Origin of the sequence: Myceligenerans xiligouense (assembly GCF_003814695.1) — a bacterium.
Lineage (GTDB): Bacteria > Actinomycetota > Actinomycetes > Actinomycetales > Cellulomonadaceae > Myceligenerans > Myceligenerans xiligouense.
In genome coordinates this window covers 141,517-167,381 of the sequence record NZ_RKQZ01000001.1, presented here as the reverse complement: position 1 = coordinate 167,381, position 25,865 = coordinate 141,517, and the positions used below count along the sequence as shown (strand labels likewise).

Sequence of the window (25,865 nt, the reverse complement as noted above, 5' to 3'; positions counted from 1 at the left end):
CCTCCGGGTTCAGTGCGCGAAGGCGCGGTCGACGGCGTCGAGAATGCGATCGACGCTCGGCAGGTAGTCGTGCTCCAGCTTGGCGATCGGGTACTGCATGTGGAAGCCGCCCACGCGCAGCACCGGCGCCTCCAGTGCGTAGAAGCACTCCTCCGTGACGCGGGCCGCGATCTCCGCACCCACCCCGTAGAAGACGGGAGCCTCGTGGATCACGATGCAGCGACCCGTCTTGCGCACGCTCTCGACGAGAGTTCCGGTGTCGACCGGCGACAGGGCCCGCAGGTCGACGACCTCGGCGGACCGGCCCTCGGCCGCGAGCGCCTCGGCGGACTTCATCGCCGTGGCCACGGTGGGGCCGTAGGCGACGAGGGTGATGTCGGTGCCGGGTCGCGCGATGCGCGCCTTGTTGAGGGTGTCGGATCCCACGGGGGCGCCGCGGTCGACCTCGCCCTTGGACCAGTAGCGGCCCTTGGGCTCGAGGAACACGACGGGGTCCGGGCAGGCGATGGCCTCCTGGATCATCGTGTAGGCGTCCTGCGGGGTGGCCGGTGTGGCGACGCGAAGGCCCGCGGTGTGCGTGAACAGCACCTCCGGGCTCTCGCTGTGGTGTTCGACGGCGCCGATGCCACCGCCGTAGGGGATCCGTACGACGACGGGCATCTGGACCTTGCCGCGGGTGCGGTTGTGCACCTTGGCGAGCTGGGTGGTGATCTGGTCGAAGGCGGGGAAGACGAACCCGTCGAACTGGATCTCGCAGACGGGCCGGTAGCCGCGCATGGCCATGCCGACGGCGGTGCCGAGGATGCCGGATTCCGCGAGCGGGGTGTCCACGACGCGCTGTTCGCCGAACTCGGCCTGCAGTCCGTCGGTGACGCGGAAGACGCCGCCGAGGGGGCCGATGTCCTCGCCCATGAGGAGGACCTTGTCGTCGTCGCGCATGGCGGCTCGCAGGCCCTCGTTGATCGCCTTGGCGAGGGTGAGGGTCTCGGTGGCCTGCGTCGTGGCAGGGTCGGTCATGGGGCGCTCCATCGTGGCGGTCATCGGGTCCCTCCCTGCTGCACGGCGGCGGTCTGCGGGACGACGGCGGTCTGCGCCGTCGCGTAGGCGGCGTCGGCCGGTTCGCCGGCCTCGTACGCCTCGAACCACGCGCGGTCCTCGGAGACGATCGAGTGCTCGGTGGCGTACACGGTCTCGAACATCTGGGTCTTGGTGGCGGGTTCCAGTTTGCGGACGTGGTCGCGCAGCCGCTCGCCGAGCGCGTCGGCCTCGGCTCGGAGCTCGGCCTCGAACCGGTCGTCGATCGCGTTCTCGTTCTCCAGCAGGATGCGGAGGCGGTCGATCGGGTCGCGTTTGCGCCAGACCTCTTCCTGCTCGGTGGTGCGGTAGCGGGTGGGGTCGTCCGACGTGGTGTGCGCGCCCATGCGGTAGGTGAACGCCTCGATGAAGGTGGGTCCTCCGCCGGAGCGGGCGCGTTCGAGCGCCTCCTGGGTGGCGGCGTAGCAGGCGAGCACGTCGTTGCCGTCGACGCGGAGGCTCGGGATGCCGAAGCCTTCGCCGCGCTTGTAGAGCGGGGTGCGGGTCTGCTTGGTGGTGGGTTCGGAGATGGCCCACTGGTTGTTCTGGCAGTAGAACACGACGGGCGCCTGGTTCACGGCGGCGAAGACCAGGCCCTCGCTGACGTCTCCCTGGGAGGTGGCGCCGTCGCCGAAGTAGGTGACGACGGCGGTGTCCTTGGCCGGGTCGCCGGTTCCGACCAGGCCGTCTCGCTGGACGCCCATGGCGTAGCCCACGGCGTGCAGTGCCTGCGAGCCGATGACCACGGTGTACACCTGCGCGTTGTGCTCGAGCGGGTTCCAGCCTCCGTGGTCGGTGCCCCGGTAGAACTCGAGCCGGCCCACCGGGTCCACACCCCTGACCTGCAGGACTCCGTGCTCCCTGTAGGACGGGAAGACGAAGTCCTGCGGGGCGAGTGCGTACGCGTTCCCCACCTGGGCGGCCTCCTGGCCGCGAGACGGGGCGTAGAGGCCCAGCTCTCCCTGTCGTTGCAGGGATGTCGCTTCGTCGTCGAACCGGCGGGTCAGCACCATGTCGCGGTACATCCCACGCAGCTGCTCGGGCTTGAGGCCTGCGATCCGCTTCCGGTACGCGGAGTTGCCGCGGCCGGTGACTCGTGCGCCCTCGGGTGTGAGGAGCTGCAAGAGCGGGACCTTGTCCTCGCCAATGTCGCTGTTCACGATCTCTCCTTCGCTGCGGGCCGTAACCTACGTTCACGTAGCCTACGCAAGCGTAGGTTAGGGCCCACCGTGTCCGGCAGCCGCTGCGTCAGCCAAGGCTTGAGCCGCCCGTTTGGAGGGTTCCCCCAAACGACTCTGCCCTGCTGGCGACGGCGGTGTCGCCGGGAGATGGCATCTTTCCCGTTCAGCCTGTCACCCTCCGCGCACAAAGGAAAGTGAAGTCGCCTCGCGCCGAAAGATCTCCGGGCTGTCGCCCGAGGTCGGTGTCGTTTCCGGTGCCGGTCAGCGCCAGGTGGCGGCGAGCTTCAGGAACGCGTCGTTGGCCTCCGGCTCGCCGATCGAGACGCGCATGCCGTCGCCGGCGAACGGGCGCACGAGGATGCCCGCTTCCATGGCCTCCTTGGCGCGGTCCGTCGTGACGTCGCCCAGGCCGAGCCAGACGAAGTTCGCCTGGGTCTCGGGCAGGCGCCAGCCCTGATCGCGCAGAGCGCCCGCGACCCTCGTCCGCTCCGCGACGAGCGCGTCGACCCGTTCCATGAGCTCCGCCTGCGCGGCCGGGGCGAGGGAGGCGAGCGCCGCCTGCTGGGCGATTCCGGACACGCCGAACGGCGTCGAGGCCGAGCGGATCCCGGTCGCGAGCGCGGTGGGCGCCAGCGCGTAGCCGATGCGCAGGCCGGCCAGCCCGTACGCCTTCGAGAACGTGCGGAGCACGACGATGTTCGGGTACTCGCGAAGCAGCGCCACGGCGTCGGGCACGTCGGCGTCACGCACGAACTCCAGGTAGGCCTCGTCGATCACGACGAGCACCTCGCGCGGCACCGCGGCCAAGAAGGTGGCCAGTTCACCGGAGTGGACGGCCGGGCCGGTCGGGTTGTTGGGAGTGCACACCAGCACCGCCTTGGTGCGGGGCGTGACGGCGGCGGCCATGGCGGCCAGGTCGTGGCGGCCGTCGGCCGTGACCGGCACCGTGACCGACGTGGCACCGGCGATCGCCGCGTAGATCGGGTAGGCCTCGAAGGAACGCCACGCGTACACGACCTCGTCACCCGGTTCGACGACGGACTGCAGCACGTGACCGAGCACGGAGACCGACCCGGTCCCGACCACCACGTTCGCGGGCGCCAGGCCGACGTGCTCCGCGATCGCTCCGACGAGTTCCGTGGCGAACATGTCCGGGTAGCGGTTGACCTCGGCGGCGGCGCGGGCGATCACCTCACGCACGGACTCCAGCGGCGGGTACGGGTTCTCGTTGGAGGACAACTTCCACGCGCCCGACCCGGGCGCCACACGAGCGCCCGGGACGTAGGCGGGCAGCGCGGCGACGGCGGCGCGCAGGGGAACCGTGGTGTTCTCGGGGGTGGTGTTCACGCGAATCAGGATGCCACGTGGACGGCGCACGAGGGCGCCACCCGGGGCGAATTCCCGCGAACGCCCAGGGACCACCAGTAGGTTCGACCCATGAGGCTTCTGCTGCGCATCCTGGTCACCGCGTTCGCGATCTGGTTGACGACGGTGCTGTTCGACGACCACGTCGAGGTCATCTCTCCCGAGGGAACCGGCCCGTACCTGCTCTCGCTCGTCGTGATCGCCGTGATCTACGGCCTGGTCCACGCGATCATCAAGCCACTCGTCAACCTGCTGGCGCTGCCCCTGTACCTGCTGACCCTCGGCCTGATCTCCTTGCTGATCAACGCCCTGATGCTGTGGATCACCACGCTGGTCACGGGTCTGTTCGACAGCTACGGGCTGGAGGTCACCGGCGGGTTCTGGTGGTACGTGATCGCGGCGCTCGTGATCGCGCTGGCCCAGATGATCGTCATGGCGATCCTTCCGGACCCGTCGAGGCGCCGGGACTGACACCGGCGGTGGCCCGCTCCGACCGGTAGAACGTGGTCTCGGCCCGCTCTGCCGGCAGGAGCGGCTCGATCCGCCCGACGACCGCGGAGACGCGCACATCTCCGGACTCGCGGGCGAGGGCCAGGGTGCGGGCATGCGTCCGGATCGAATGCGCACCGGACAGGTCACCCGCCGCGGCCCGGTCCACCTCGGCCGAGGACTCGGCCAGGCTGCGGCCGACCGTGACACGGTCCGGTGCGCGCGGATTCTCGGCACTCGACCGGCCGTCCACACTGGAGACGACCTCCTCGGCGGTCTCGAGGTGCAGCACCGGCACACCGGGTGGAGTCGTGAACGTCGCGACCGGCGCACCAGCCGTGACCACACCCCCGATCCGATAGCGCTCCGCGAAGGTGGACCGGCTCGCCAGCGCGGTGACGGCGATCCCGCCCAGGCTGTGCCCCACCAGGATCACCGGCTCGTCCGGGCGGATACCGGCGTCGGACATCGCGGCCTCCACGGCCTGGGTCGCCTGGTCCGGACGCCCCGCCACGAGCTCCAGGTCCGTGAGCCCGTCCCAGGGGTGATCGGCCGGCGGCACCGACTGGGTACCGGGCACCAGCACCATCCACGACGTGACGTCACCCGGGCCGGCGACCCGCTGCACCGCGATGGTGGCCTCCGGGGCGCCACGACGCGGATACAGGTCGTCGACGCGCGACAGAGCCTCGTCGAGCGTCCCGGCGCCTCGGTCGCGCCAGGCCGGCGGGGTGCCGGCGAAACCCTCCGGCTTCACGCGCTCGAGCCGGATGCCGTGCCCCAGGTCGCCTCCCGGTGCGTCCCGGACGGCGTCGGCGAGTGTCCCGGCAGCGCCCGGGACCCCAGGACGCGCCCCGGCGGACCTGGCGAGGCCGTACCCGAAGCCGTACGCCAGCTCGTCGGTCCACGGCGCGATACCCCGGACGACACCGCCGCCGAACCCCCCTGCGGTCCAGCCGCGGCCCGCGCCCTCGCCGTGCTCGTCGGTCCGTTCTCCGTGCGCGCCTTCCGGGACGCCCCGCGACGTCCTGCCCGCACCGCCGGCCTGCTCGCCGCTCTGCTCCGCGCTCCCCGTGCCCGCGCCTCCCGTGCCCGCGCCTCCCGTGGCCGCGCCTCCCGTGGCCGCGCCTCCCGTGGCCGCGCCTCCCGTGGCCGCGCCTCCCGTGGCCCGGTACGCGCCACCGAGAAGCCGGACGACGGGCGCGACGCCGACGGCGGTACCGATGACGAACCCCTCCGCCGTGACCAGCCCGCCGACGAGGCGCTCGATCATCCCCTCCGCCTCCTCGTAGAGTCCGGCGGCACGCAGCAGCCGCCACTCCAGGACGTCCAAGGCGTCAGCGTGTTCGAGCAGCCCCGATGTCACCGCCTCGATGGTTCGGCACGCGACGCGGCGCTCAGCCGCCACGCCTGCCCTGAGCCCCGCCATCCCTGATGCGGTGGCGCCACCGGCCACCTCGGCCCACGCCGCTCCGGAGAGCCCGGCTGCCCGCCGCAGGCTGCCGACCGCCCCCGCGATCCGGGCCGCCGCGACGCGGACCTGCGCCGCATCGATCGACGCCACACCGGTTCCGCCCGTGACGACCAGGGTGTCAGCCGGGTCGCGTGGCATGTCCGGACCGGCGACCACCGGCATCCTCGAAGAACTCACGACAGCCCTCCGACGAGCCGTATCGCCGTGTCCAAGGCATCCAGCTCCCCCACCAGCAGCCGGGTCCGTAGTGCGGCCTCCGCACGGAACCGCGTCGCCGCCGACGAGGCCCACCCGATCCGCTGGGCAGCGACCGCCTCGTCCACGGCGGACTCCACGAGCCCGCGCGCGGCCGCGAGCGTCACCACCGGCTCGGCACCGTCCATCCGTCCCCCTCCCGTCGTCAGTCATGGCGTTCCGTGCTGCCACGACGTTAGGCACCCGGACGCCGTCGCGTCGGGCGGGGATCACCCTCCTGTCGACAACTCCGCGAAGCCCGGCCCTGTGGTCGGCGTCGCACCGGCGGGTCCGCGTCGCGGCGGGACATCGCGGCCGTCCGGGAACCTCCCGTGGGAAACTGGTGCACGTGCCAGAGACCACCGTGAACACGTCCGTCCCGGCCCGCGTCAGCCTCGCCGAGGTGACGCCGCCGATCGCCCTGGGCCCGCTCGACGGCCGGTACCGCTCCGCCGTCGCCCCGCTCGTGGACCACCTGAGTGAGGCGGCGCTGAACCGCGAGCGTCTGGTTGTCGAGGTGGAGTGGCTGATCACGCTGTGCAACGGCGCCGGCGGCGTCCCGGGTCCGGTGGTACCGGGAGCCCCCCGGCTGACCGACGAGGAGATCTCCTACCTGCGCGCGATCCCGGCCACGTTCGGCGCGGACGAGATCGCCGAGCTCAAGGAGATCGAGCGCGAGACGGTGCACGACGTGAAGGCGGTCGAGTACTTCATCAAGCGCCGCATCGCGGCCGCTCCTGAGCACATTCCCGGGACGGGCCTGCCCGCGGCGTCGGAGCTGGTGCACTTCGCGTGTACGAGCGAGGACATCAACAACCTCTCGTACGCGCTGATGGTGGCGGGTGCGGTCCGCGAGGTCTGGCTCCCGGCGGCGGCCGCGCTGGCGGACCAGCTCGCCGGGATGGCACGCGAGCACAAGGCGGTCCCGATGCTGAGCCGCACCCACGGCCAGCCGGCGACGCCGACCACGATGGGCAAGGAGCTGGCTGTCCTGGCGCACCGGCTGCGGCGGCAGCTGCGACGGGTGGAGGGCGCGGAATTCCTCGGCAAGATCAACGGCGCCACGGGGACGTTCGGGGCGCACACGGTCGCGGTCCCGGGCGCGGACTGGCCGTCGGTGTCGCGGGCGTTCGTCGAAGGGCTGGGGCTGACCTGGAACCCGCTGACGACGCAGATCGAGTCGCACGACTGGCAGGCCGAGGTGTACGCCGACGTCGCGCGGTTCAACCGGATCCTGCACAACCTCGCGACGGACGTGTGGACGTACATCTCACTGGGGTTCTTCACGCAGATCCCCGTCGCGGGCGCGACGGGATCGTCGACCATGCCGCACAAGGTGAACCCGATCCGGTTCGAGAACGCGGAGGCGAACCTCGAGATCTCGTGCTCGCTGCTGGACACGCTGTCGGCAACCCTGGTCACGTCGCGCCTGCAGCGTGACCTCACGGACTCGACCACGCAGCGCAACATCGGGCCGGCGTTCGGACACAGCATCCTGGCGATCGACAACGTGTCCCGCGGGCTGACGGCCCTTGCGGTGAACGCGCCCCTGATGGCCGAGGACCTCGACCAGAACTGGGAGATCCTGGGCGAGCCCGTCCAGTCCGCGATGCGAGCGGCCGCGGTGGCGGGGGTGCCCGGCATGGACAACCCGTACGAGCGGCTCAAGGACCTCACCCGCGGGCAGCGGGTGGACGCGGACCGGATGCGTGAGTTCGTCGCCGGCCTGGGGCTGCCCGACGACGCCGCCGCACGGCTGGCGGAACTCAGCCCCGCCGCCTACACGGGGCTGGCGGAGCACCTGGTGGACGAGTACCTGGGCTGATCGCGAGCCGGCGCCGATCCCCGCCCGGACCACAGCCCCTGACCGGTCGGGGTCGAGCCCGTGTCTCGACGGGCTCGACCACCGACCGTTCTCCTCAGGCCCGCTGGAGGCCCGCCGCACGAATCGTGCGAGAGCGGGAGACGACGAAGGTCGTGACCGCGACGCCTGCCAGAGCCCACACGGCCAGGGCCACACAGGCCGCCGCCAGGCCGCCGGAACTCACCGCGATCGCCGCCAAGGCCTCCTGAGCGGCACCGACCGGAAGGAACGCGGCCAGGCCGCGGAGTCCCGCCGGGGCCGTCGAGACCACACCCGCCGCGATCACGAGGACCGCGACGACGAGGCTGATCCCGCGCCCCACGTGTCCGAGCCCCGCGGCCAGCGCCTGGTTCACCGCGACGAAGGCCACCGACACGAACGCGCCGATCACGATCGCGGCCGCCCAGCCGCCCACGTGGAGCCCCTCGACCCCGGCGAGGATCGCTCCGGTCACCGCACCGGTCCCGGCGCCGATCCCGGCGGGAAGTGCCAACGCTCCTAGGGCCAGGCGCAGCGGACCGCGCGTCGATCCGCGAGCGCCGAACGGCACCGGCGGGAACACGAGCATCACCCCGAGCGCCCCCAGCCAGAGGGCCAGGACCGCGAACATCGGCCCCGTGGCGCCCGTGCCGAGCTCGGACGCACCGGTCACCTCGACCGGGTCCGCCACGACGGAGGCCAGGGTCTGGCGCTCCGGGTCGCTGTAGGCCGGAAGCTCCTCGGTGGCCTGGCCGAGGCCGTCGGACAGGTCGCCCACTCCCCCGGCCAGGTCGTGGATGCCGTCGGCGAGGTCGCCCGTTCGGGTCGCCACCGTGTCGATCCCCCCGGAGAGATCCCCGGCACCGACGGCCAGGCCGGAGACGCCGGTGGCCAGGCCGCCTGCTCCGGAGGACAGCTCGCCGGCGCCGCCGGCCAGCCCGGTGGCGCCGACGGCAAGTTCCCGCGCGCCGTCGGCGAGTCCTGACGTCCCCGCCGCGACATCGTTGGCCCCTCCCTGGAGCTCGGTGAGCCCGCCGGAGAGCTCGCCGGCGCCGGCCGACAGGTCACCGACGCCGTCGGCCACCTCCTGCGATCCGGCGGCGAGCTTCGCCGTTCCGTCCGCGAAGTCGTCCACGTCCGTGGTGAGTTCATCCAGCCGGCCCGAGACCTGGTCGACCCCTGACCGCACGCCTCCGTCCATGTCCGCCAGCTTGGCGCAGAGCTCGGCCAGGCCGGTCTCCGCGCTCGCGGTCAGCTCTGCTCCTTCTTCCACGATCGGACCGGTGCACAGCGCCGTGAGGCCGGAGGTCAGTTCCTCCAGGTCCACGCCGAGTTCCTCCAGATCGGCGAGCGTGTCCTGCGCCTCTCCCGAGAACTGGCTGACCTGCGCATTCATGACGGCGACCTCGTCGGCCAGTTCCCTGTTCCCGTCAGCGACGTACTGCGCCCATTCCGCAAGGTCTCCTGCGCCGGCGGCCAGATGGTTCGCTGCCGCCCCACTCCGCCCGACACCGCCCGCCAGCTTGTACATCCCCGCGGACAGCGCGTCGGCGCCCGCCGCCCACTGCCCGGCACCGGCCGCCCATTCGCTTGCGCCACCGGCCCACTGTCCGGCCCCACCGGCCAGCTGGTCGGCACCGCCGGCCAGCTGGCCCGCGCCGTCGCCGAGTTCCGCGACACCGTCGGACGCCTGGCGGGCGCCGTCGGCCAGCTGCTTCGCGCCGTCGCCGGCCTCGGTGGCCCCGTCGGCGAGCTGGTCTGCTCCGTCCGCGGCAGTACCGAGTTCGTCGGACAGGGTGGAGAAGCCCACGAGCACGTTGTCCACGTACGTCTCGGTGAGGGTGTCACCGAGGATCTCCGTCGCGGTCCGGGCCACGATCTGGGCCAGGGCGTCGTCCAGGACACGGCCGTCGGGCGCGGTCGCGACGTCGATCGTCGCCTTGCGTGCCTCGGACGGGTCGTCGCTCCCGTACGACGTCGCCGCCGCCGAGAAGCCCTCGGGAATCGTCACGACCGCGGCGTACTCGCCGTCCTCCAGTCCCGATGCCGCGTCCTCGGCGTCCGTCACCCGCCAGTCATAGCTGTCGTCGGACGCCGGCACGGCTGCGGACTCACCTTCCTCGGGTGTCTCGCCCCCGCTCACCAGTCCGGCCGCGAGCTGGCGGCCGAGCGGGACCGGCTGCCCGTCGACCTCGACCGGCTCGTCGAGGTTGACGATCGCCGCGGGTACGGTGTCGAGCCGGTCCTGCGGGTTCCACAGTGCCGCCAGGAGCAGCACCAGGATCATGAGCGGGAGCAGGGCGACGGCCACCGCCTGCCGCCGGTCCCGTACCGGTTCCGGCCGCAGCCATCTCGTCGCGTTCATCGCCGAACCTCCTGCATCGAAGTCTCGTTTCCTCGCTCGCCGGCCACGCTCCGGGCCCCGGTCGCGGCGCCGATGTCGAGTACCGGGGTGCCGGGCGGCGCCAGGTCCGTGGCAACCGCTCCGACGGCACCCACCACCAGCGCGACGCCGGCGCGGTGCGCGTCCGCGAGCGCCTGCGCCAGCTCCATCCGCTCGGTCAGGTCACCGACGGTTTCGGTGCCGTCCACGACGATCAGGCGTGCTCCGTCTCTCGTCGCCCGCCGCACGGCCTTGTCGGGTGCGACGGTGACGCCGGGACCGCCGGCGTCGACCACCGCGACCCTGGCGCGTACGGTCGCGGCGCGCTCGGGCAGCACCAGGCCGGTGGTCTTGAGCTTGCCGCTCAGTTCGATCCCGCCCGTGCGGACGACTCGCCCTGCCACCGCCAGGAGAAGGCCGCCGACCTGGGTGGCGGAGTCGCCGCGCACGAGGAGCGCGCCACCTTCCGGCACCCGGGCGCTCACCGGCCCGGCCAGAACTCCGGACTCGCCCCGGACGGCCACGTTCTCGGCGGCGACGACGTCACGGGCGCCGGGTTCGGGCCAGTCGGCCAACGCGATCTCACGCGCCAGGCCCTCTCCCTCCACGTCGAACGACGGCAGGGCGGCGTCGAGCTTTCGCGGGATCCACCAGGCCTTCTCCCCGAGCAGCGCCAGAACGGCGGGGACGAGGACCATGCGGACCACGAAGGCATCCACGAAGACGCCCACCGCCAGTCCGAGTGCGATCGGCTTGAGGTTCATGTCGCCGTGCGGAACGAACGCGACGAACACGGCCGTCATGATCACGGCGGCGGCGGTGACCACACCGGCCGCCCCCCGGAAACCGGTGGTGATGGCCTTGCGTGCCCGGTCTCGTCCCGTGCCGTGCACGTAGTCCTCGCGGATGCGGGAGACGAGGAAGACCTCGTAGTCCATGGCGAGGCCGAACAGCACGCCCATGAGCACGATGGGCATGAAGCTGATCACCGGCCCCGTGCGCGTCACGCCCAGCAGGTCGGCGAGGAAGCCGTTCTCGAAGACGAGGGTGATCACGCCGAAGGCCGCGCCCACGGAGAGCAGATATCCCACGGTCGCCTTGATCGGCACCGCGATCGACCGGAACACCATGGTGAGCAGCACGAGCGACAGCCCCACCACGAGCAGCGCGAACGGGAGCAGCGCGGCGCCCAGCTTGGCCGACACGTCGATCCCGACCGCCGTCGATCCCGTGACGGCGAGATCCACCCCGTAGGTGTCCAGGAAGTGATCGTGCAGGCCCCGGATCTCGTGCACCAGCGCCTCGGTCTCGGCCGACGTCGGGCCGCCCGTGGGAACGACCTGCACGATCCCGGTGTCGGCGGACACGTTCGGGGTGGCGAGGGGCACGTCCGCGACGCCGGGCAGGTCGCCGAGTTCGTCGCCGATCTCTTCCATGAGGGCCACCGGGTCGTTGCTCGTCACGATCGACCCGGTGACGACGAGCGGCCCGTTGAAGCCGTCGCCGAACTTCTCGGAGACCAGGTCGTAGGTGACTCGCGCGGAGTTGTCCTCGGTGAGGACGCCGGCGTCCGGCAGCGCGAGCCGCAGGTTCATGGCCGGCACGGCGAGTGCGCCCAGTGTCACGACGACGATCGCCACGGTCAGCGCCGGGAATCGGGTCACGCCCCGTACCCATCCGGCGAAGAACCGGTCGGCGGCGCTCCGCGGCGGCGTCTCGGCGGCGGTGTCCTCGTTCGACGCCACCGGCACGCGGCTCCTGGGGCGCAGGCGTTCACCCGCCATCGCGAGCACGGCCGGCAGCAGCGTCAGGGACACGATCACGGTGACACCCACGGTCACCGCCGCGGCGATCCCCATCACCGACAGGAACGGGATGCCCGCCACGCTCAGGCCGACCAGCGCGATCATGACGGTCAGCCCCGCGAAGACGACCGCGGACCCCGCCGTCGCCGTCGCACGGGCCACGGACTCCTCGACGGGTAAACCGTCCCGGAGCTGCTCCCGGTGCCGCGACACGATGAACAGCGCGTAGTCGATCCCCACGGCCAGCCCGAGCATCACGGCCAGCATCGGTGTGGTCGAGCTGATGGGACCGAGCGAGGTGGCGGCGAACAGCAGCGCCATCGACACCCCGACGCCCAGCAGGGCGTTGAACAGGGGCAGCCCGGCCGCGATCAGCGACCCCAGCGTCATCACCAGGACCACGAGCGCCACCAGCAGCCCGACACCCTCCACCAGGGAGATCTCGGGGAACTCGGTGGCGAAGAGCTGGCCGCCGAGGTGCGCCTCGGCGCCCTGCGGCAGGGCGGTGTCGAGTGCCTCGGCCTCCTTCGACAGGGCGTCCTTCGTCTCGTCGGTGATCGAGCTCTCTTTGCCGTCGAGCTGAATCGTCAGCAGGGCCGCCGTGTCGTCGTCGGACACGGAGGCCGGCATCTGGTCGTCGTACGGGGAGGTGATGGCGGCGACCTGTGAGACGTCACCGAGGGCGGCGACGCCGTCCTCGACGGCGTCCCGCACGTCGTCCGCGTAGATGTCGGACCCGTCCGGCGCGACGACGATCACCTGGGCCGAGGCGCCACTCACCTGCGGGAAGGTGGCCGACAGGCGGTCCAGGGCGAGCTGGGACTCGGTGCCGGGGATCGACACCTCGTTGTCAAGGCCCTGTTGCAGCAGACCGGCCGCACCGCCCGCGAGCGCGAGCACCAGGATCCAGCCGACCAGCACGAGCCGGCGTGCGCGCACGGCCCAGCGACCTAGTGAGTACAGAACAGAAGACACGAACGCTCCCCAGGGGGTTCCAGTGGTTCGATGCACGACTGTATCGGATACATTCCTGTATCGGAACTCGGAGGATCCGACTACACTTCTTCTCGCACCACCACCCCGAGGAGAGACCGTGACTGCCGAGCCGCTGCGCGACGCCGCCACCGAGCCGGGCGACGCCGCTCCCACCGAGGCCTCGTCGCCGGTCGAGAACGCTCTGGCCGGCACGCTGACCCCGCGCCGTGAACGCACGCGGGCACGCCTGATGGACGCCGCCTACACCGTCTTCGCTCGGGACGGCATCCACGGCGCCTCGATCGAGGTCATCTGCGAGGCCGCCGGTTTCACACGTGGCGCGTTCTACTCGAACTTCGACAGCAAGGAAGCACTGTTCCTCGCACTCGCCGACCGGCTCAAGCGGGAGCAGCTCGACGCGCTCGAGGTCGCGACCCGCAACCTCGACCCCCGCGCGTTCCGGACGGGCACGATCGACCACGACGCGATCGCCCACGTGCTCAACGCCGTGTCCACCGATCCGCGCCACAACCGCCAGTGGACCCTGCTCCGCTCCGAACTCGAACTCCTCGCCATGCGGGACGCCCGCGTGGCGGCGCTGTACGGGGCGCACCTGGCCACGCTCCGGGAAGAACTCACCGACGCCATCACCCGGATCCTCGACACGCTGGGTCTCCGGTTCGTGGTCGACACCGACCTGGCCATCGAGATGCTGCTCGCCGTCCACGAGGCGGCCGACCGCCGTCACGCCGTCGAGCATCCGGTCACCGGACCGGTCACCGCGGACACCCCCCACGGCGGCCCCGATCAGACCTCGCTGAGCGACCTGGTCGACTTCCTCATCGCCGCCAGGCCCTGAGCCTCGAACTCTCCACCACCAAGACGTCAGCCCTCACCACCGGCGCGCCGCGCCGCCGGCGCCCGTCAAGGACGCCGGCGGCGCAGCGCGCCGGCCGGAACGCGTCACCAGGAGGCGTTGCGCGCCAGCTCCAAGGCCATCGACTGCCACCACGCACCCGCGGCGGGGCCGCCGTTGCACTCACCGTCGGACTCGCCCGGAAGCTTCACCCAGAGCAGTGCGTCGAGGTTCGTCCCGTCGTTGACGACCGTCGGCCGCTCGCCGAGCGCGCGTCCGCTCGGGTTGCACCAGTCGCTGCCGGGGCCGTTCCCGTTGCGCGAGGTGTCGATGACGTACGGCCGGCCGCCGATCTGCGCCGAGACCTGCTCGCCGTAGGCCCGCGCCTCCGACGTCGTCCGGTAGTTCGACGTGTTCAGCGCGAACCCGACCGCACTGTCGAAGCCGACCTGCTGCAGGCGGTTCGCCGCCTCACCGGCGCTCAGCCACGCCGAGTGGCCCGCGTCGATGTACACGCGAGCTCCCGCGTCGGTCAGGGAGTTCGCCGCGTAGCGGAGGAAGCCGACCCGGTCGCCCTGCCCGTCGCAGTCGCCGAGCTGGGCGAGCGCGTCCGGCTCCAGGACCACCCACGGCTCACCCTGAATCCCCGAGGCGACCGTGTCGACCCACGCCGCGTACTCGCTCTCCTCGACGCCACCGCCGGAGTGGTTGCCGCAGTCCCGCCCGGGGATCGCGTAGACCGTGAACACGGGGATCTTGCCGGCCGCGACGGCGCGTGACGTGTAGTCGGCGACCTCGGCGCGCGCGACCTGCGGGTCCACCCAGTTCCCCACCCAGTAGGACGCCGGAGTCAGCGCGATCTTCTCCAGCAGCTGCTTGTCCGTGCCCGAGGCCGCCTGCCACGCGTCATAGGCCTGCGTCTCCGGGTCGACGTAGAACTCGCCGTCGGCCGGCTGCGTCGGGTCATCGGTCGGGTCGTCCGTCGGGTCGTCCGTGGGGTCTTCCGTCGGGTCGTCGGTCGGGTCGCCACCGCCGACGTCGCCCGTGCACGTCGTGCCGTTCATCGCGAACGACGACGGAGTCCCCGCGGGCCCGGTCCCGATGAAGCCGAACGACGCGGAGCCACCGGTGCCGAGACTGCCGTTCCAGCCGACGTCGGACGCGCTGACGCCGCTGCCCGACTGCGTCACGTCGGCGTTCCATGCCTGCGTGACGCCCTCTCCCCCGGCGAATTGCCAGGTCAGGTCCCACCCGGCGACCGGGTCGCCGAGGTTGGTCAGGGTGACGTCGGCCTGGAAGCCACCGTCCCACGAGTTGGTGACGCGGTAGTCGACGTCACAACCCTCGGCGGCCGTAGCGCTGGTGGCGGCCACGGTGGCCGCGGTGAAAGCGCCTCCGACACCCAGCGAGACGACGGCGGCCGCCGCGGCCCACCTCGCTCGTCGTCGGGAACTCGAGGTACGCATGGGAGATCTCCTTCGATCGATGCCATTCCAGGCCCAGACGGTACGAAGGCGCAGCCACCCACGGGCACCCACCGAACCGTTTAGATGCGTGACCTGCGCGGGAAGCCGCCAACACCCCTCGGCCGGGGCATGAAAGAACCCGCCACGAAGTCCGCGTGTCGTACAACTTCACATTGTCATGAATCTGTGTAACAGTTTTCCCACGGCGCCCCGCACGGGGCGCCGGCCAACGTCAAGCAGCACTGCACAAGCACCACGCAGGCAGCCCCCGAGCACATCAGCCACCGGAGGTAGCAACGTGACGCACACGGATCGCTCGACAGCGACGCAGAGCACCCACTGGGCACTCTCCCGTTCCCGGGGTTCGAGCCCCGCGAGGCTGCTGGAACTGAGGGTCGGCGGGTTGCGCCGCCGCGAGTTCCTCACCATGGCCGGCATCGGTTCGGCCGCCACCGCGATCTGCATCACCATCGCCGCGCTCGATCCCGCGCTCTTCCTCGGCTCCCCGTGGTGAGCGCTCCCCGCTGAACCTCCCGGCGCGGTCACCCGATCGCCCGGCACGACGAGGCTGCCCCGAGGCGGCCAGCAGACCGACGGGTCCGGACAACGGCGTCCGGACCCGTTTCCTTTGGTCCCGGGAATTCCCGTCACCTGGGGTGACGTCGGTCATGGCCGGCGAGGGACCCGATCACTACCCTGGGGCGATGACCGAGCAGCTCGAGTACGACGTCGTCGACCACACCGACGCCTCACGCTACGAGGCACGCCTGACCAGCGGAGTCGTGGCGGGGTTCCTGGAGTACCGCACCGAGGGCGACACGATCGTCATGCCCTCCACCGTCGTGAGCCCGCAGCACCGGGGACACGGCATCGCCGCGCGCCTGGCGCGTACCGCTCTCGACGACGTTCGTACGACGGGCAAGAAGGTGGAACCGCGCTGCTGGTACGTGGCGGAGTTCATCGAGAAGCACCCGGAGTACGCGGACCTCGTCGGCTGACCGCGATCCCGTGCCCGACGACGGTCACGGGCGCGCAGGCGCTCCCGCGGGACGTGCTCCTCCGGGCTGCGACCGCGACCGTCGTCAGGCACCCCGCGAGAGGCGCGGACCTGGCACTATCTTCCTATGCACCCGCGCGCCGGAACTGTTGCGACCGCTGACGACCTGATCGACGTCGACCAGGTGGTCGGCGCCTACTACGACCTCACACCCGACCCCGGGGATCCCGCGCAGCGTGTCGTGTTCGGCACGTCCGGGCACCGCGGTTCGAGCCTCGACTCCGCCTTCAACGAGGCACACATCATCGCGACGACGGCGGCGATCGTCGAGTACCGCCGCGCGCAAGGCACCGACGGACCCCTGTTCATCGGGCGCGACACGCACGCGCTGTCCCTGCCGGCCTGGCAGACCGCGCTCGAGGTACTCGCGGCGGCGGGCGTCACCGTCATGATCGACGCACGCGACTCCTACACCCCCACACCCGCGGTCTCGCAGTCGATCCTCCTGCACAACGAGGCGCTCTCCGAGGCCGGCGTGCGAACCTCGGGCCCGGGCCTGGCGGACGGCATCGTCGTCACACCGAGTCACAACCCGCCACGAGACGGCGGGTTCAAGTACAACCCGCCGCACGGCGGTCCCGCCGGGTCCGACGCGACCGGCTGGATCGCCGGGCGCGCGAACGAGATCCTGACCTCCGGGGCCGGCGCGGTCGCACGGGTCTCGCTCGACGCCGCGCTCGGCGCGGACACGACGCACCGGCACGACTTCCTGACCACCTACGTCGACGACCTGTCCACCGTCCTGGACCTGGAGGCGATCCGGTCCGCCGGGGTGCGGATCGGGGCGGACCCGCTGGGTGGTGCGTCCGTCGAGTACTGGGGCGAGATCGGCGAACGGTACGGTCTCGACCTCACCGTGGTGAACCCGCAGGTGGACCCGCGCTGGGCGTTCATGACGCTCGATCACGACGGCAAGATCCGGATGGACTGCTCGTCGCCCTCGGCGATGGCGTCGCTCGTCCAGCGCATGAACCCGGCCGACGGCGCGAGCGCGCCGTACGACATCGCCACCGGGAACGACGCCGACTCCGACCGGCACGGCATCGTCACCCCGGACGCCGGGCTGATGAACCCCAACCACTACCTGGCCGTGGCGATCCGGTACCTCTTCGCGGGGGCGCGGCCGGAGTGGCCGTCGGGTGCGGCGATCGGGAAGACGCTCGTGTCGTCGTCGCTGATCGACCGGGTCGCCGGTGAGCTGGGGCGGCAGGTCGTCGAGGTGCCGGTCGGGTTCAAGTGGTTCGTGCCCGGCCTGCTGTCGGGGCAGGTCGCGTTCGGCGGCGAGGAGTCGGCGGGCGCGTCGTTCCTGCGTCGTGACGGGCGGGTGTGGAGCACGGACAAGGACGGGCTGCTGCTTGCGCTCCTGGCCTCCGAGATCGCCGCGACCACCGGGAGGACCCCCTCCCAGCACCACGCGGAGCTCGTCCGACAGCACGGTGAGTCCTGGTACGCCCGCGTCGACGCACCGGCGACCCGCGAGGAGAAGGCGGCGCTGGCCGCGCTGTCGCCCTCGGACGTCACCGCGGACGAGGTGGCGGGGCAGCCGATCACGGCGGCCATGACCGAGGCTCCCGGCAACCACGCGAAGATCGGCGGCCTCAAGGTGACGACGAAGGACGCGTGGTTCGCGGCGCGACCCTCCGGGACGGAGGACGTGTACAAGATCTACGCCGAGTCGTTCCTCTCGGCGGAACACCTGACGACGGTGCAGTCCGCCGCGCGGGAGGTCGTGAGCGGGGCGCTGGCGGCGCGGTGACTCCCCTCGGGTGAGTGCGCCCGGGCTCGGGCAGCGCCCCGGCGTCGGGAACGTCTCACGCTACTTTGCGTGCGCTCACGGATCCCACCTTGATACGTTGCAGGCGCTTTCACCCGATCTTCACGTCGGGGCCGTCTCCGGCGGCCCTCAAGGAGACCCCTTGCTCGTCTTCATCGTTCTCGGCATCCTCGGACTCGTCATCAGCCTGCTCTCGGTCGCCCTCGGCGACCTCTTCGAGCTGGGCGACGGTGCCCTGTCCGGCACCTCGCTCGGCGCCGGGCTGCTGCTGTTCGGCGCGACGGGTGCCGTGGTCACGTCCGCCGGCCTACCGGTGGTCGCCACGTACCCGATCGCCGCCGTCGTCGGGCTCGGCGTGATCCTGCTCGTGAACCTGCTGCTGAAGCGCCTGCGGCAGTCCGACGACGCGACCCCGCGGTCCCTCGTCGGGCTGCGGGGCGCCGTGACGTCCGAGGTGTCGTCGGCGCACGGTGAGGTATCGCTCGACAACGAGCTGGAAACCCGGATGGCCTTCGCGGACGCGCCGATCCCGCAGGGCGCCCGGGTCACCGTCGTCGAGCAGCACGGCAGCCGGGTGAAGGTGACGTCGTCCGAGTGACCGACGCCGGTCCACCCGCCTCCCCTACGCCATGAGCGCCACGGTCACGACCACGTGACGGCTCCCGACGAGGCGGCGCGCACCGCACCACCAGAAAGTTCCCCCCAAGGAGTGCACATGTCCCCTGACAACTCCGGCCTCGTCAGCGTGATCGCTGTCGTCGCCGTCATCATCACCGTCGTCATCCTGATGGCGTTCATCTCCAGCCGGATCCGGCGGGTCCCGCCGAACGAGGCCCTGATCGTCGTCGGCCGGGGCGCGGGCAAGCGCGAGGCCGACCTGACCAACCAGAGGGTCGTGGTGGGCGGCCGCACCTTCGTCTGGCCCGTACTCCAGCAGGGCTTCTCCATCTCGCTGGAGCAGCGCCAGATCGGCATCGTCGTCGAGGGCGTCGACGCGAACCGCATCAAGGTCGCGATCAAGGCGTCGGTGAACTTCAAGGTGCGCGGGGACGAGGAGGGCGTGCGGCGAGCCGCCCAGCGCTTCCTCTCGCAGCAGGACATGCTGACGGAGATCATCAAGGAGGCCCTGGAGGGCTCGCTGCGCTCGATCGTGGGCGACATGACGCTCGAGGAGATCATCTCCGATCGCAAGGGGCTGTCCGACCGGGTGGTCCAGTCCACCAAGATGGACCTCGCCGAGCAGGGTCTGCAGATCGACATCCTGAACATCTCGGATATCTCCACGCCGGGCTCCGACTACCTGGAGAACCTGGGCCGCGCCGAGTCGGCACGGGCCCGTCAGCTCGCCGAGGTCTCCGAGGCCGAGGCCAAGCGCGTCTCGGAGTTCGCCGTCATCGAGGCCGCCGAGCAGATCGCGCAGCGGCAGAAGGAACTCGACCTGAAGCAGTCCGCGATCAAGGCCGAGACCGACAAGGCCCAGGCCGAGGCGGAGGCCGCCGGCCAGCTCGCCCGCGCGGAGCAGGACCGGAACGTCGCCATCGAGGAGCGCGAGGCGATGGCGGAGAAGGCTCGCGTGGAGCAGGAGCGGCTCGACATCGACATCCGCAAGCCGGCCGAGGCCCGCGCCTACGCGCAGGTCCAGGAGGCGAACGCGCGCCGCGACGCCGAGAACGCCTCGACCCAGGCGGACGCTTTCAAGCGCACCACGATCGCCGAGGCGAACAAGACGGCCGCCATCCAGGACGCCGAGGCCGCCGCCGAGTCCGTGCGCCGTGCCGGTGAGGCCGAACGCGACAAGCAGGTCGCGCTCGCCGCCGGTATCCGGGCCGAGGGCGAGGCCCGTGCCGCCGCCGTCGAGGCCGAGGGTCGCGCCGAGGCCGCGGCCACCGACGCGAAGGCCGAGGCCCTGCGCAAGTACGGCGAGGCCGCGCTGGCACAGGAGCTCATCGAGCGCCTGCCCGAGATCGTGCGGGCCGCCGCGGAGCCGATCGGCAACATCGCGGGCATGACCGTGGTCTCCACCGACGGCGCCTCGGCGCTCACCAAGAACGTGGCGAGCGTGCTCGGCGAGGGCCAGGGCGTCATCAAGCAGCTGACGGGTGTGGACATCAGCGAACTCATCAGCGGGGTCGCGCGCACGTCCGTCGGGCAGGCGTCGCCGGACGGGTCCCCCGCCGCGGACGCGCCGACCACGCGGAAGTAGGAGCCGACGACGGCGGCGCACCGCCGCCGGCACGACGACGCCGAGGCGGCCGGTGGCCGGCTCGGCGTCGGTCCGTTCGGGTAGCCGCCCGTTGCCCGAACAGAACGCTGGGGCCGGTCCGACGAGCGGACCGGCCCCAGCGCCTCCTCCTGCGGAGCGGTCTCCGGTACCCCGCCGTTCGGCGACGTACCGGATCCCGTCCGCACAGTACGGGCGTCCGCCCGAGGCACCCCCCAGCGGCACCTCCGACGTCGACCCCTGACATCCGACGGCTCGCGGCACTGGAGCGCGGGCACACCCCCCAGCGATACCCGCACCGCGACCGCGAACCCGACGTCAGCCGACAGCCCGCGACGCGCCCTCGGGTACGCCGCCGACCATCAGGACCCGCGACCGCTCACCCTGAACGGGCGAGGCAGGACCGGCCGGGCCCCGACATCGTGGGTCTCAGGCCGGAGAACCCGCGCACGACGGCGACACGCTGCCATCGACGCCGGCCGCAATTCCGAGGGGCAGGACAGCACCCACGACCGCTCCGCGAAGAACAGCTCGCGGAATTCGGGAGTGCGTCCGTGCCATGTACGAAAACCATTCGTGTCGTGATATGGAGATCCTGGGACAACTGTGAACCCTTTTCGAACTTTACGCAACGGGGCGGAGTGCCGTGTGCGGTTACCCCACCACCGTGCCGAACACCAGCCCGAGCAGGTACGTCACCGCCGCGGCGCCGAACCCGATGAGCAGTTGGCGCACGGCACGCGTGATCGGTGAGGCGCCGGAAAGAAGACCCACGATCGCGCCCGTGGCGAGAAGGGCGATTCCGACGAGCACCGACGAGACGAGCACCGCCGTCATTCCGCCGAGCCCGAAGAGATAAGGCATGACGGGAATCAGCGCACCGGACGCGAAGAATCCGAACGACGAATACGCGGCACCCCACGCCGTGCCGTGCGTCTCGTGCTCGTCCGCCGCGTCGTCGTCGGCGGCTGCGACGGCCTCTTCCCCGAGGGCGCCGTCCTCACGCCCGGAACCGGCCGGAGGGGCGTCCGCGACCGGCGTACCACCGCGAGGACCGACGCCGGCGCCCACCGCGAACGGCGCCAGGACCTCGTCCGCGCGGTCCTGGGCCTCGCCAGGAGACAGGCCCCGGGCACGGTAGACGAGGGCCAGCTCGTTGGCGTCGAGGTCCAGGTGCGGCAGGGCCGCGGCGGTGTCGGGGGACGGGGAGGACGCCTCCAGCAGCTCGCGCTGCGAACGCACCGAGACGAACTCCCCCGCCGCCATCGACAGAGATCCGGCGAGCAGCCCGGCCAGGCCGCTCAGCAGGACCGTCTGCTGCGAGACGCCGGAGGCGCCCACGCCCAGCACGAGCGCGAGGTTCGACACCAGCCCGTCGTTCGCGCCGAACACCGCGGCCCGGAACGCGCCCGACAGCCGGTTCCGCCCGCGGGTCGCGAGGCTCCGGACCACCTCCTCGTGGATCTGCTCGTCGGCGGCCATGGTCGCGGTCGCGTCCACGTCCCGCGAGTACACCGAGCGGGACTCGGCGCGCTGTGCGAGCGCCAGCACGAACACCCCGCCGAACCGCCGGGCCAGGAGGCCCAGCAGCCGGGAGCGCCATTCGGTGCGCAGCGGCTCGCCGGCGTCGTCGCCGAGCAGGTCGAGCCAGTGGGCCTCGTGGCGCTTCTCCGCCTCGGCGAGGGCGAGCAGGATCTCGCGTTCCTCGCCCGTGCGGCGCCGCGCGAGATCGCGGTACGAGGCGGCCTCGGCGCGTTCGGCCGCGAGGTAGCGCCGCCACCGGCGGATGTCGGCACGGGTACGACGACGCGACGGATGCCGGCCGGCGGCACGCTCGGCGGGAGTGGGTCCGGGCATGGTGCCATGATCGCAACCGGAGGCGGATCCTGGGTTCCGGGAGGACAGGCGCGGAAGTTTCCGGCACCCGGAACTCGTCCTGTCAAGCATGTCGCCCTACCCACCATCGCTCTCGGCAAGGCACAATGGACGCCGTGATCATCCTCAGCACCCACGGGGACGCCGTCGGTGACCCGGGTGCGATCGGCTGGGCGTGGATCGACCACACGGACGGGAACTTCGACTCGGGCGGCGCAGCGAGCGGCACGGACCAGTCCGCCGGGCTGACCGCCGTCCTCCGCGCGATCGAGGCCCACCCCGGCGACGAGCCGCTCCTCGTGGAGTCCGGGTCGCAGCAGGCCATCCGCGTCGCCTCGGAGTGGCTCCCGGTCTGGAAGGCGAACGGCTGGCGCACCGCCGCCGACGAGGCCGTCCCCGACGCCGACATCGTCCGCGCCCTGGACGACGCCGTCGCCTCGCGCACCGGTCCCGTCCGGTTCCGTCATGTCCGCGGGCACATCGACAGCCCGTTCCACGAGCGCGCCCGGCACCTCGCCGAACTCTCGGCCGCCGACTGGTCGGCCGGGCGGGGCGATCTGGACGGCTTCCTCATCGGGAACATGCCACCGGCCGCGCAGCCCGCGGCTCTGGCGGGCGTGCCCACCGACGCCCCGGGGGCCGGCGGCGCGCCCCGGCCCGTGGAAGAACTCGCCTCCGACGTCCCGGACGGCGCCGGCGACGACGAACGGGATGCCGCCGAACGATCCGCCTCCACCGCGAGACAGCGGACGGACTCGCCGGCCTCCTGGCGCTCGGCGACCCTGTTCTAGACGGTCGTGAGACTCAGCCCGTCCTGCTGCACGTCGACGGCCACGGCGCCCATCCCGGAGAACGCGTCCGCCTCGGCGCGGAACTCCAGCCGGTCCGCGACGGCTCGCGCGTGCTGCGCCATCTCGCGGGCGATCGTGACGCTCTCGCCGAGGTAGCTCGACGGTTCGACGAGCCGGCGGATCCGCGCGGGGTCGAGGTGCTCGCGAACGGTGGGGTTCCGGAGCAGCAGGTCGAGGAACGACGCGTCGCCGACAGCGGCGGCCTGCGCGAGCTCGTAGACGATCTCGTGCGCGCTCTGCCGCCCGATGCGCTCGCCGAGCTCCAGCATGAGCGACTCGGAGCCCATGAGGCCCTGGGAGAGCGCCAGGTTGGCCCGCATCCGCTCCTCGTCGATCTCCAGGCCGGACATGATGACGGACAAGCGCACCAGCAGGTCGCCGGACAGCACCGCCGCCTGGCCGATGACGTCCTCCAGCAGCGCGGTCATGCCGCCGTTGGCCTCGTGGTCGTGCAGCATGGACTCGAGAGCCGGGCCGGTGAGCGCACGTACCTGGGCGCTCATCGACTGCACGTCCAGGGCGAGCTGCGGGTTGCGCTTGTGCGGCATCGTCGAACTGCCGACGGTGCCGGCCGGGATCGACTCGAACGCCTCGCCGAACTCGGGCTGCATCAGGGCGTAGACGTCCTTGCCGATCTTCCCCGCGGTCCCGGCGAGCAGGCCGAGCACGACGACGAACTCGACCATGCCGTCGTTCACGGCACGCGACGGGACCGGCATCGTGCCCAGGCCCAGCCGCTCGGCGACGCCACGCTCCACCGCACGCCCCTGCGGCCCGAACGAGGCGAAGGTGCCGACCGCCCCACCCATGAGAACGCGGAACAACCGGTCCTCGAGGCGCTCCAGGCGGTCGACGGTGGCGATCAGTTCATCGATCCAGACCGCGGCCTTGAACCCGAAGGTGACCGGGACGGCGTGCTGGGAGTGCGTGCGTCCCGGCATCGGGACCGCGGCGGACGAGTCGGCGAGCTCGGACACCGCGCGCAGGGTCGTGGCGAGTTGCCGCTTGAGCGTGCGGTGCACGTCGCGGAGGACGAGGATGTCCGCGGTCTGCGTGATGTTCTGGGTGGTGGCGCCCCAGTGGATCCACTCGCCGTGCTCGGGCCCGACGACCCGCGTGAGTTCGTCCACCAGCGGCATGAGCGGGTGGCTGGCCAGGGCCGTGGCATCGGCGATCCGGGCCAGGTCGAGGTTCTCGATCCGGGCGGCGGCCTCGATCGCTCCGGCGGCGCCCTCGGGGATCAGCCCGACCTCCGCCTCCGCCTGGGCGAGGGCCACCTCGACGTCGAGGCGGCGCTGGAATCGGTTCTCGGCACTGAAAAGATGCTTGATGCCAGGCTCGGGCACCCGGCCGTCCGTGTAGCGCCGAATCGATTCGTCGGACATCTTCGCAGCCCCCAGGGGGTCGTCGACAGTGGAGCGAGCCACCACAGCCTAGCCCAGTGTTTCCTGGATGTTAACCGGTCGGACCCGCCCATCAGGGGTGAAACGGCGGGCCCGGCGGAGCCGCTCGTGCCGAGCTCCGCCGGGCCGGCCGATCAGTCGGCGCAGGTCACGGCGACCGAGCTGGGGGCGGTGCCGTTGGCGGTGAAGCCGAACGAGGTGGACTGTCCGGCGCTCAGGGTGCCGTTCCAGCCCATGTCGCTCGCGGTGACGGTGGATCCGCTGACGGAGTGGTCGGCGTTCCACAGGCTGCCGATGCTCGTTCCGGACGGCAGGGTGAACTGGGTGGTCCAGCCGCTGGTGCCGCCCGAGCCGCCCGTGACGGTGACCTGGCCCTGGAAGCCGCTGCCCCAGTCGTTCACGACCTCGAACGCCGCCTCGCAGGCGCCGGGCTCGTCCGTCGGCTCGTCCGTCGGGTCATCGGTCGGCTCGTCCGTCGGGTCGTCGGTGGGCTCGTCCGTCGGCTCGGGGCCGCCGCCCCCGAACACGCTCGCCTTGACGGACGTCTGCGACAGCCCGTCCGGGCCGGTGATGACGCGGTCACCCCAGTCGGTCCGCTGGGCGGGGTCGAACTGCCGCACCATGTCGAGGTACTCGACGCCACCACCGTTGCCGCTCCAGGACCAGGCGAACCACCCGATGCCCTGGGACCGCGTGTAGGACATGATCGTGTCCTCGTCGGGGTTGCCGTCCGAGTGGTCGTGACCGAACTCGCCCACGATCAGCGGCAGACCCATCGCGTCGAACGCGTCGATGTAGTCCGTGACCGCCTGCCCGGTCGCGTACACCCCGTACATGTGGACGGAGAACACGGTGTTGCCGTCCGGATCGGCGGCCGCGACCTGCGGAGCCTGCGCGCGCATCGTGCCCTGCCAGTCCTGGCCCCAGTTGGGGGCGTCGACGACGATCGTGTGGTCGAACCCGGCGTCGCGCAGCCGCTGGATCGCGGCCGAGGTGTCGGCCGCCCAGCCCTCGTTCGTCGCGGCGTCGTTCCCGTACGGCTCGTTGCCGATGTTGACGATGACGTGGTCCTCGGTGCCCTCCAGCACCGGCAGCAGCGAGATCCAGTAGTCGACCGCCTGGTCGAGCGTCGAGGCCGCGGCCTCCTCGCCGTAGCCGGTGGTGTCGTGGTCCTCCAGCACGCAGATGAGTTCGTTCTGCCAGCAGAGGTCCACCACGTTCGCCACGTCGTCGGGCCCGTTCTGGTTCCACCGCGTGCCGTCGCTGAGCACCACCCGCACGGCGTTCGCTCCGGCGTCGTCGATGTCGGCGAACGACCCGGTCTCGTTCAGGTACCAGGTGTGCGCGTGACTGACGCCGCGCAGCAACAGCTCCGAGCCGTCGGCCTCGACGATCCGGTCACCCTCGACGTGGATGCCGATGTCCAGCGTGTCGGCGGACTGCGCGGCGCTGGGCAGCGCCACGGCCAGCGGTGCGGCGAGCAGCGCGGCGCCACCCGCGGCGGTGAGCAGGGCCTTTCGTCTGGGTCGCATGAACTCC

At 71.7% G+C, this 25,865-nt stretch carries 20 protein-coding genes; 9 read left to right on the top strand and 11 right to left on the bottom strand.

The annotated features are described in order from the left end of the window. Nucleotides 1-9: 9 nt before the first annotated feature. From EDD34_RS00695 to hisC, 3 genes are all read right to left on the bottom strand, one after another. Nucleotides 10-1,041, bottom strand: a complete 1,032-nt coding sequence (locus EDD34_RS00695; protein ID WP_123812876.1) for an alpha-ketoacid dehydrogenase subunit beta — start codon at nucleotides 1,039-1,041, stop codon at nucleotides 10-12. Next, nucleotides 1,038-2,234 (bottom strand): pyruvate dehydrogenase (acetyl-transferring) E1 component subunit alpha, encoded by a 1,197-nt coding sequence (pdhA, locus tag EDD34_RS00690; RefSeq protein WP_246012123.1) that lies wholly within the window; start codon nucleotides 2,232-2,234, stop codon nucleotides 1,038-1,040. The genes EDD34_RS00695 and pdhA overlap by 4 nt, the downstream gene beginning before the upstream one ends. 282 nt (nucleotides 2,235-2,516) lie before the next feature. Beyond that, a complete protein-coding gene (hisC, locus tag EDD34_RS00685; protein ID WP_123812875.1) occupies nucleotides 2,517-3,602 on the bottom strand; it encodes a histidinol-phosphate transaminase in 1,086 nt (361 codons plus the stop codon). 90 nt (nucleotides 3,603-3,692) lie between these two features. Between hisC and EDD34_RS00680 the strand changes: the two genes are divergently transcribed. Beyond that, complete coding sequence (locus EDD34_RS00680; RefSeq protein WP_123812874.1) at nucleotides 3,693-4,091, top strand: phage holin family protein; 399 nt, start codon at nucleotides 3,693-3,695, stop codon at nucleotides 4,089-4,091. Here the strand turns inward: EDD34_RS00680 and EDD34_RS00675 are convergent. Together EDD34_RS00675 and EDD34_RS00670 are read right to left on the bottom strand one after the other, a co-directional pair. Further along, the gene (locus EDD34_RS00675; protein WP_123812873.1) at nucleotides 4,051-5,760 is read right to left on the bottom strand and encodes a hypothetical protein; all 1,710 of its coding nucleotides are present in this window, start codon (nucleotides 5,758-5,760) and stop codon (nucleotides 4,051-4,053) included. The genes EDD34_RS00680 and EDD34_RS00675 overlap by 41 nt on opposite strands. Beyond that, on the bottom strand, nucleotides 5,757-5,966 hold the full coding sequence (locus tag EDD34_RS00670) for a hypothetical protein (protein WP_123812872.1): 210 nt from the start codon (nucleotides 5,964-5,966) through the stop codon (nucleotides 5,757-5,759). The genes EDD34_RS00675 and EDD34_RS00670 overlap by 4 nt, the downstream gene beginning before the upstream one ends. 191 nt (nucleotides 5,967-6,157) lie before the next feature. Between EDD34_RS00670 and purB the strand changes: the two genes are divergently transcribed. Next, entirely contained in the window at nucleotides 6,158-7,642 is a 1,485-nt protein-coding gene (gene purB / locus EDD34_RS00665; protein ID WP_123816227.1) for an adenylosuccinate lyase, read from the top strand. Nucleotides 7,643-7,736: 94 nt separating this feature from the next. Here the strand turns inward: purB and EDD34_RS21345 are convergent, their stop codons facing one another. Further along, nucleotides 7,737-10,025, bottom strand: coding sequence for a YhgE/Pip domain-containing protein (locus tag EDD34_RS21345; RefSeq protein ID WP_123812871.1), 2,289 nt, complete (start codon nucleotides 10,023-10,025; stop codon nucleotides 7,737-7,739). Then, entirely contained in the window at nucleotides 10,022-12,823 is a 2,802-nt protein-coding gene (locus tag EDD34_RS00655; protein WP_123812870.1) for an MMPL family transporter, read from the bottom strand. The genes EDD34_RS21345 and EDD34_RS00655 overlap by 4 nt, the downstream gene beginning before the upstream one ends. Before the next feature lie 118 nt (nucleotides 12,824-12,941). On the opposite strand from EDD34_RS00655, the gene EDD34_RS00650 reads away from it, so the two are divergent. After that, on the top strand, nucleotides 12,942-13,682 hold the full coding sequence (locus EDD34_RS00650; protein WP_123812869.1) for a TetR/AcrR family transcriptional regulator: 741 nt from the start codon (nucleotides 12,942-12,944) through the stop codon (nucleotides 13,680-13,682). A 104-nt stretch (nucleotides 13,683-13,786) separates the two neighbouring features. On the opposite strand, the gene EDD34_RS00645 is transcribed toward EDD34_RS00650, so the two are convergent. Beyond that, nucleotides 13,787-15,145: a glycoside hydrolase family 6 protein gene (locus EDD34_RS00645; RefSeq protein ID WP_123812868.1), complete on the bottom strand. Its 1,359-nt coding sequence runs from the start codon at nucleotides 15,143-15,145 to the stop codon at nucleotides 13,787-13,789. A gap of 298 nt (nucleotides 15,146-15,443) precedes the next feature. On the opposite strand from EDD34_RS00645, the gene EDD34_RS00640 reads away from it, so the two are divergent. From EDD34_RS00640 to EDD34_RS00620, 5 genes are all read left to right on the top strand, one after another. Then, entirely contained in the window at nucleotides 15,444-15,659 is a 216-nt protein-coding gene (locus EDD34_RS00640) for a hypothetical protein (RefSeq protein ID WP_123812867.1), read from the top strand. Nucleotides 15,660-15,849: 190 nt separating this feature from the next. Beyond that, the gene (locus tag EDD34_RS00635) at nucleotides 15,850-16,143 is read left to right on the top strand and encodes a GNAT family N-acetyltransferase (RefSeq protein ID WP_123812866.1); all 294 of its coding nucleotides are present in this window, start codon (nucleotides 15,850-15,852) and stop codon (nucleotides 16,141-16,143) included. Nucleotides 16,144-16,269: 126 nt separating this feature from the next. After that, nucleotides 16,270-17,958, top strand: a complete 1,689-nt coding sequence (gene pgm / locus EDD34_RS00630; protein WP_123812865.1) for a phosphoglucomutase (alpha-D-glucose-1,6-bisphosphate-dependent) — start codon at nucleotides 16,270-16,272, stop codon at nucleotides 17,956-17,958. Nucleotides 17,959-18,118: 160 nt separating this feature from the next. Beyond that, the gene (locus tag EDD34_RS00625) at nucleotides 18,119-18,574 is read left to right on the top strand and encodes an NfeD family protein (RefSeq protein ID WP_123812864.1); all 456 of its coding nucleotides are present in this window, start codon (nucleotides 18,119-18,121) and stop codon (nucleotides 18,572-18,574) included. Between the two features lie 117 nt (nucleotides 18,575-18,691). Then, nucleotides 18,692-20,179: a flotillin family protein gene (locus tag EDD34_RS00620; protein WP_123812863.1), complete on the top strand. Its 1,488-nt coding sequence runs from the start codon at nucleotides 18,692-18,694 to the stop codon at nucleotides 20,177-20,179. A gap of 672 nt (nucleotides 20,180-20,851) precedes the next feature. On the opposite strand, the gene EDD34_RS00615 is transcribed toward EDD34_RS00620, so the two are convergent. Next, on the bottom strand, nucleotides 20,852-22,054 hold the full coding sequence (locus EDD34_RS00615; RefSeq protein ID WP_123812862.1) for a VIT1/CCC1 transporter family protein: 1,203 nt from the start codon (nucleotides 22,052-22,054) through the stop codon (nucleotides 20,852-20,854). 125 nt (nucleotides 22,055-22,179) lie between these two features. On the opposite strand from EDD34_RS00615, the gene EDD34_RS21005 reads away from it, so the two are divergent. Continuing rightward, nucleotides 22,180-22,863 carry an RNase H family protein gene (locus EDD34_RS21005; RefSeq protein WP_246012122.1) on the top strand — a complete coding sequence of 228 codons (684 nt, stop codon included), beginning with the start codon at nucleotides 22,180-22,182 and terminating at the stop codon, nucleotides 22,861-22,863. Here EDD34_RS21005 and EDD34_RS00605 read toward each other — a convergent pair. Beyond that, nucleotides 22,860-24,308 carry a class-II fumarase/aspartase family protein gene (locus EDD34_RS00605; protein WP_123816226.1) on the bottom strand — a complete coding sequence of 483 codons (1,449 nt, stop codon included), beginning with the start codon at nucleotides 24,306-24,308 and terminating at the stop codon, nucleotides 22,860-22,862. The two genes, EDD34_RS21005 and EDD34_RS00605, sit on opposite strands and share 4 nt — an antisense overlap. A gap of 152 nt (nucleotides 24,309-24,460) precedes the next feature. Then, a complete protein-coding gene (locus tag EDD34_RS00600) occupies nucleotides 24,461-25,858 on the bottom strand; it encodes a cellulase family glycosylhydrolase (protein ID WP_123812860.1) in 1,398 nt (465 codons plus the stop codon). Nucleotides 25,859-25,865: the final 7 nt, after the last annotated feature.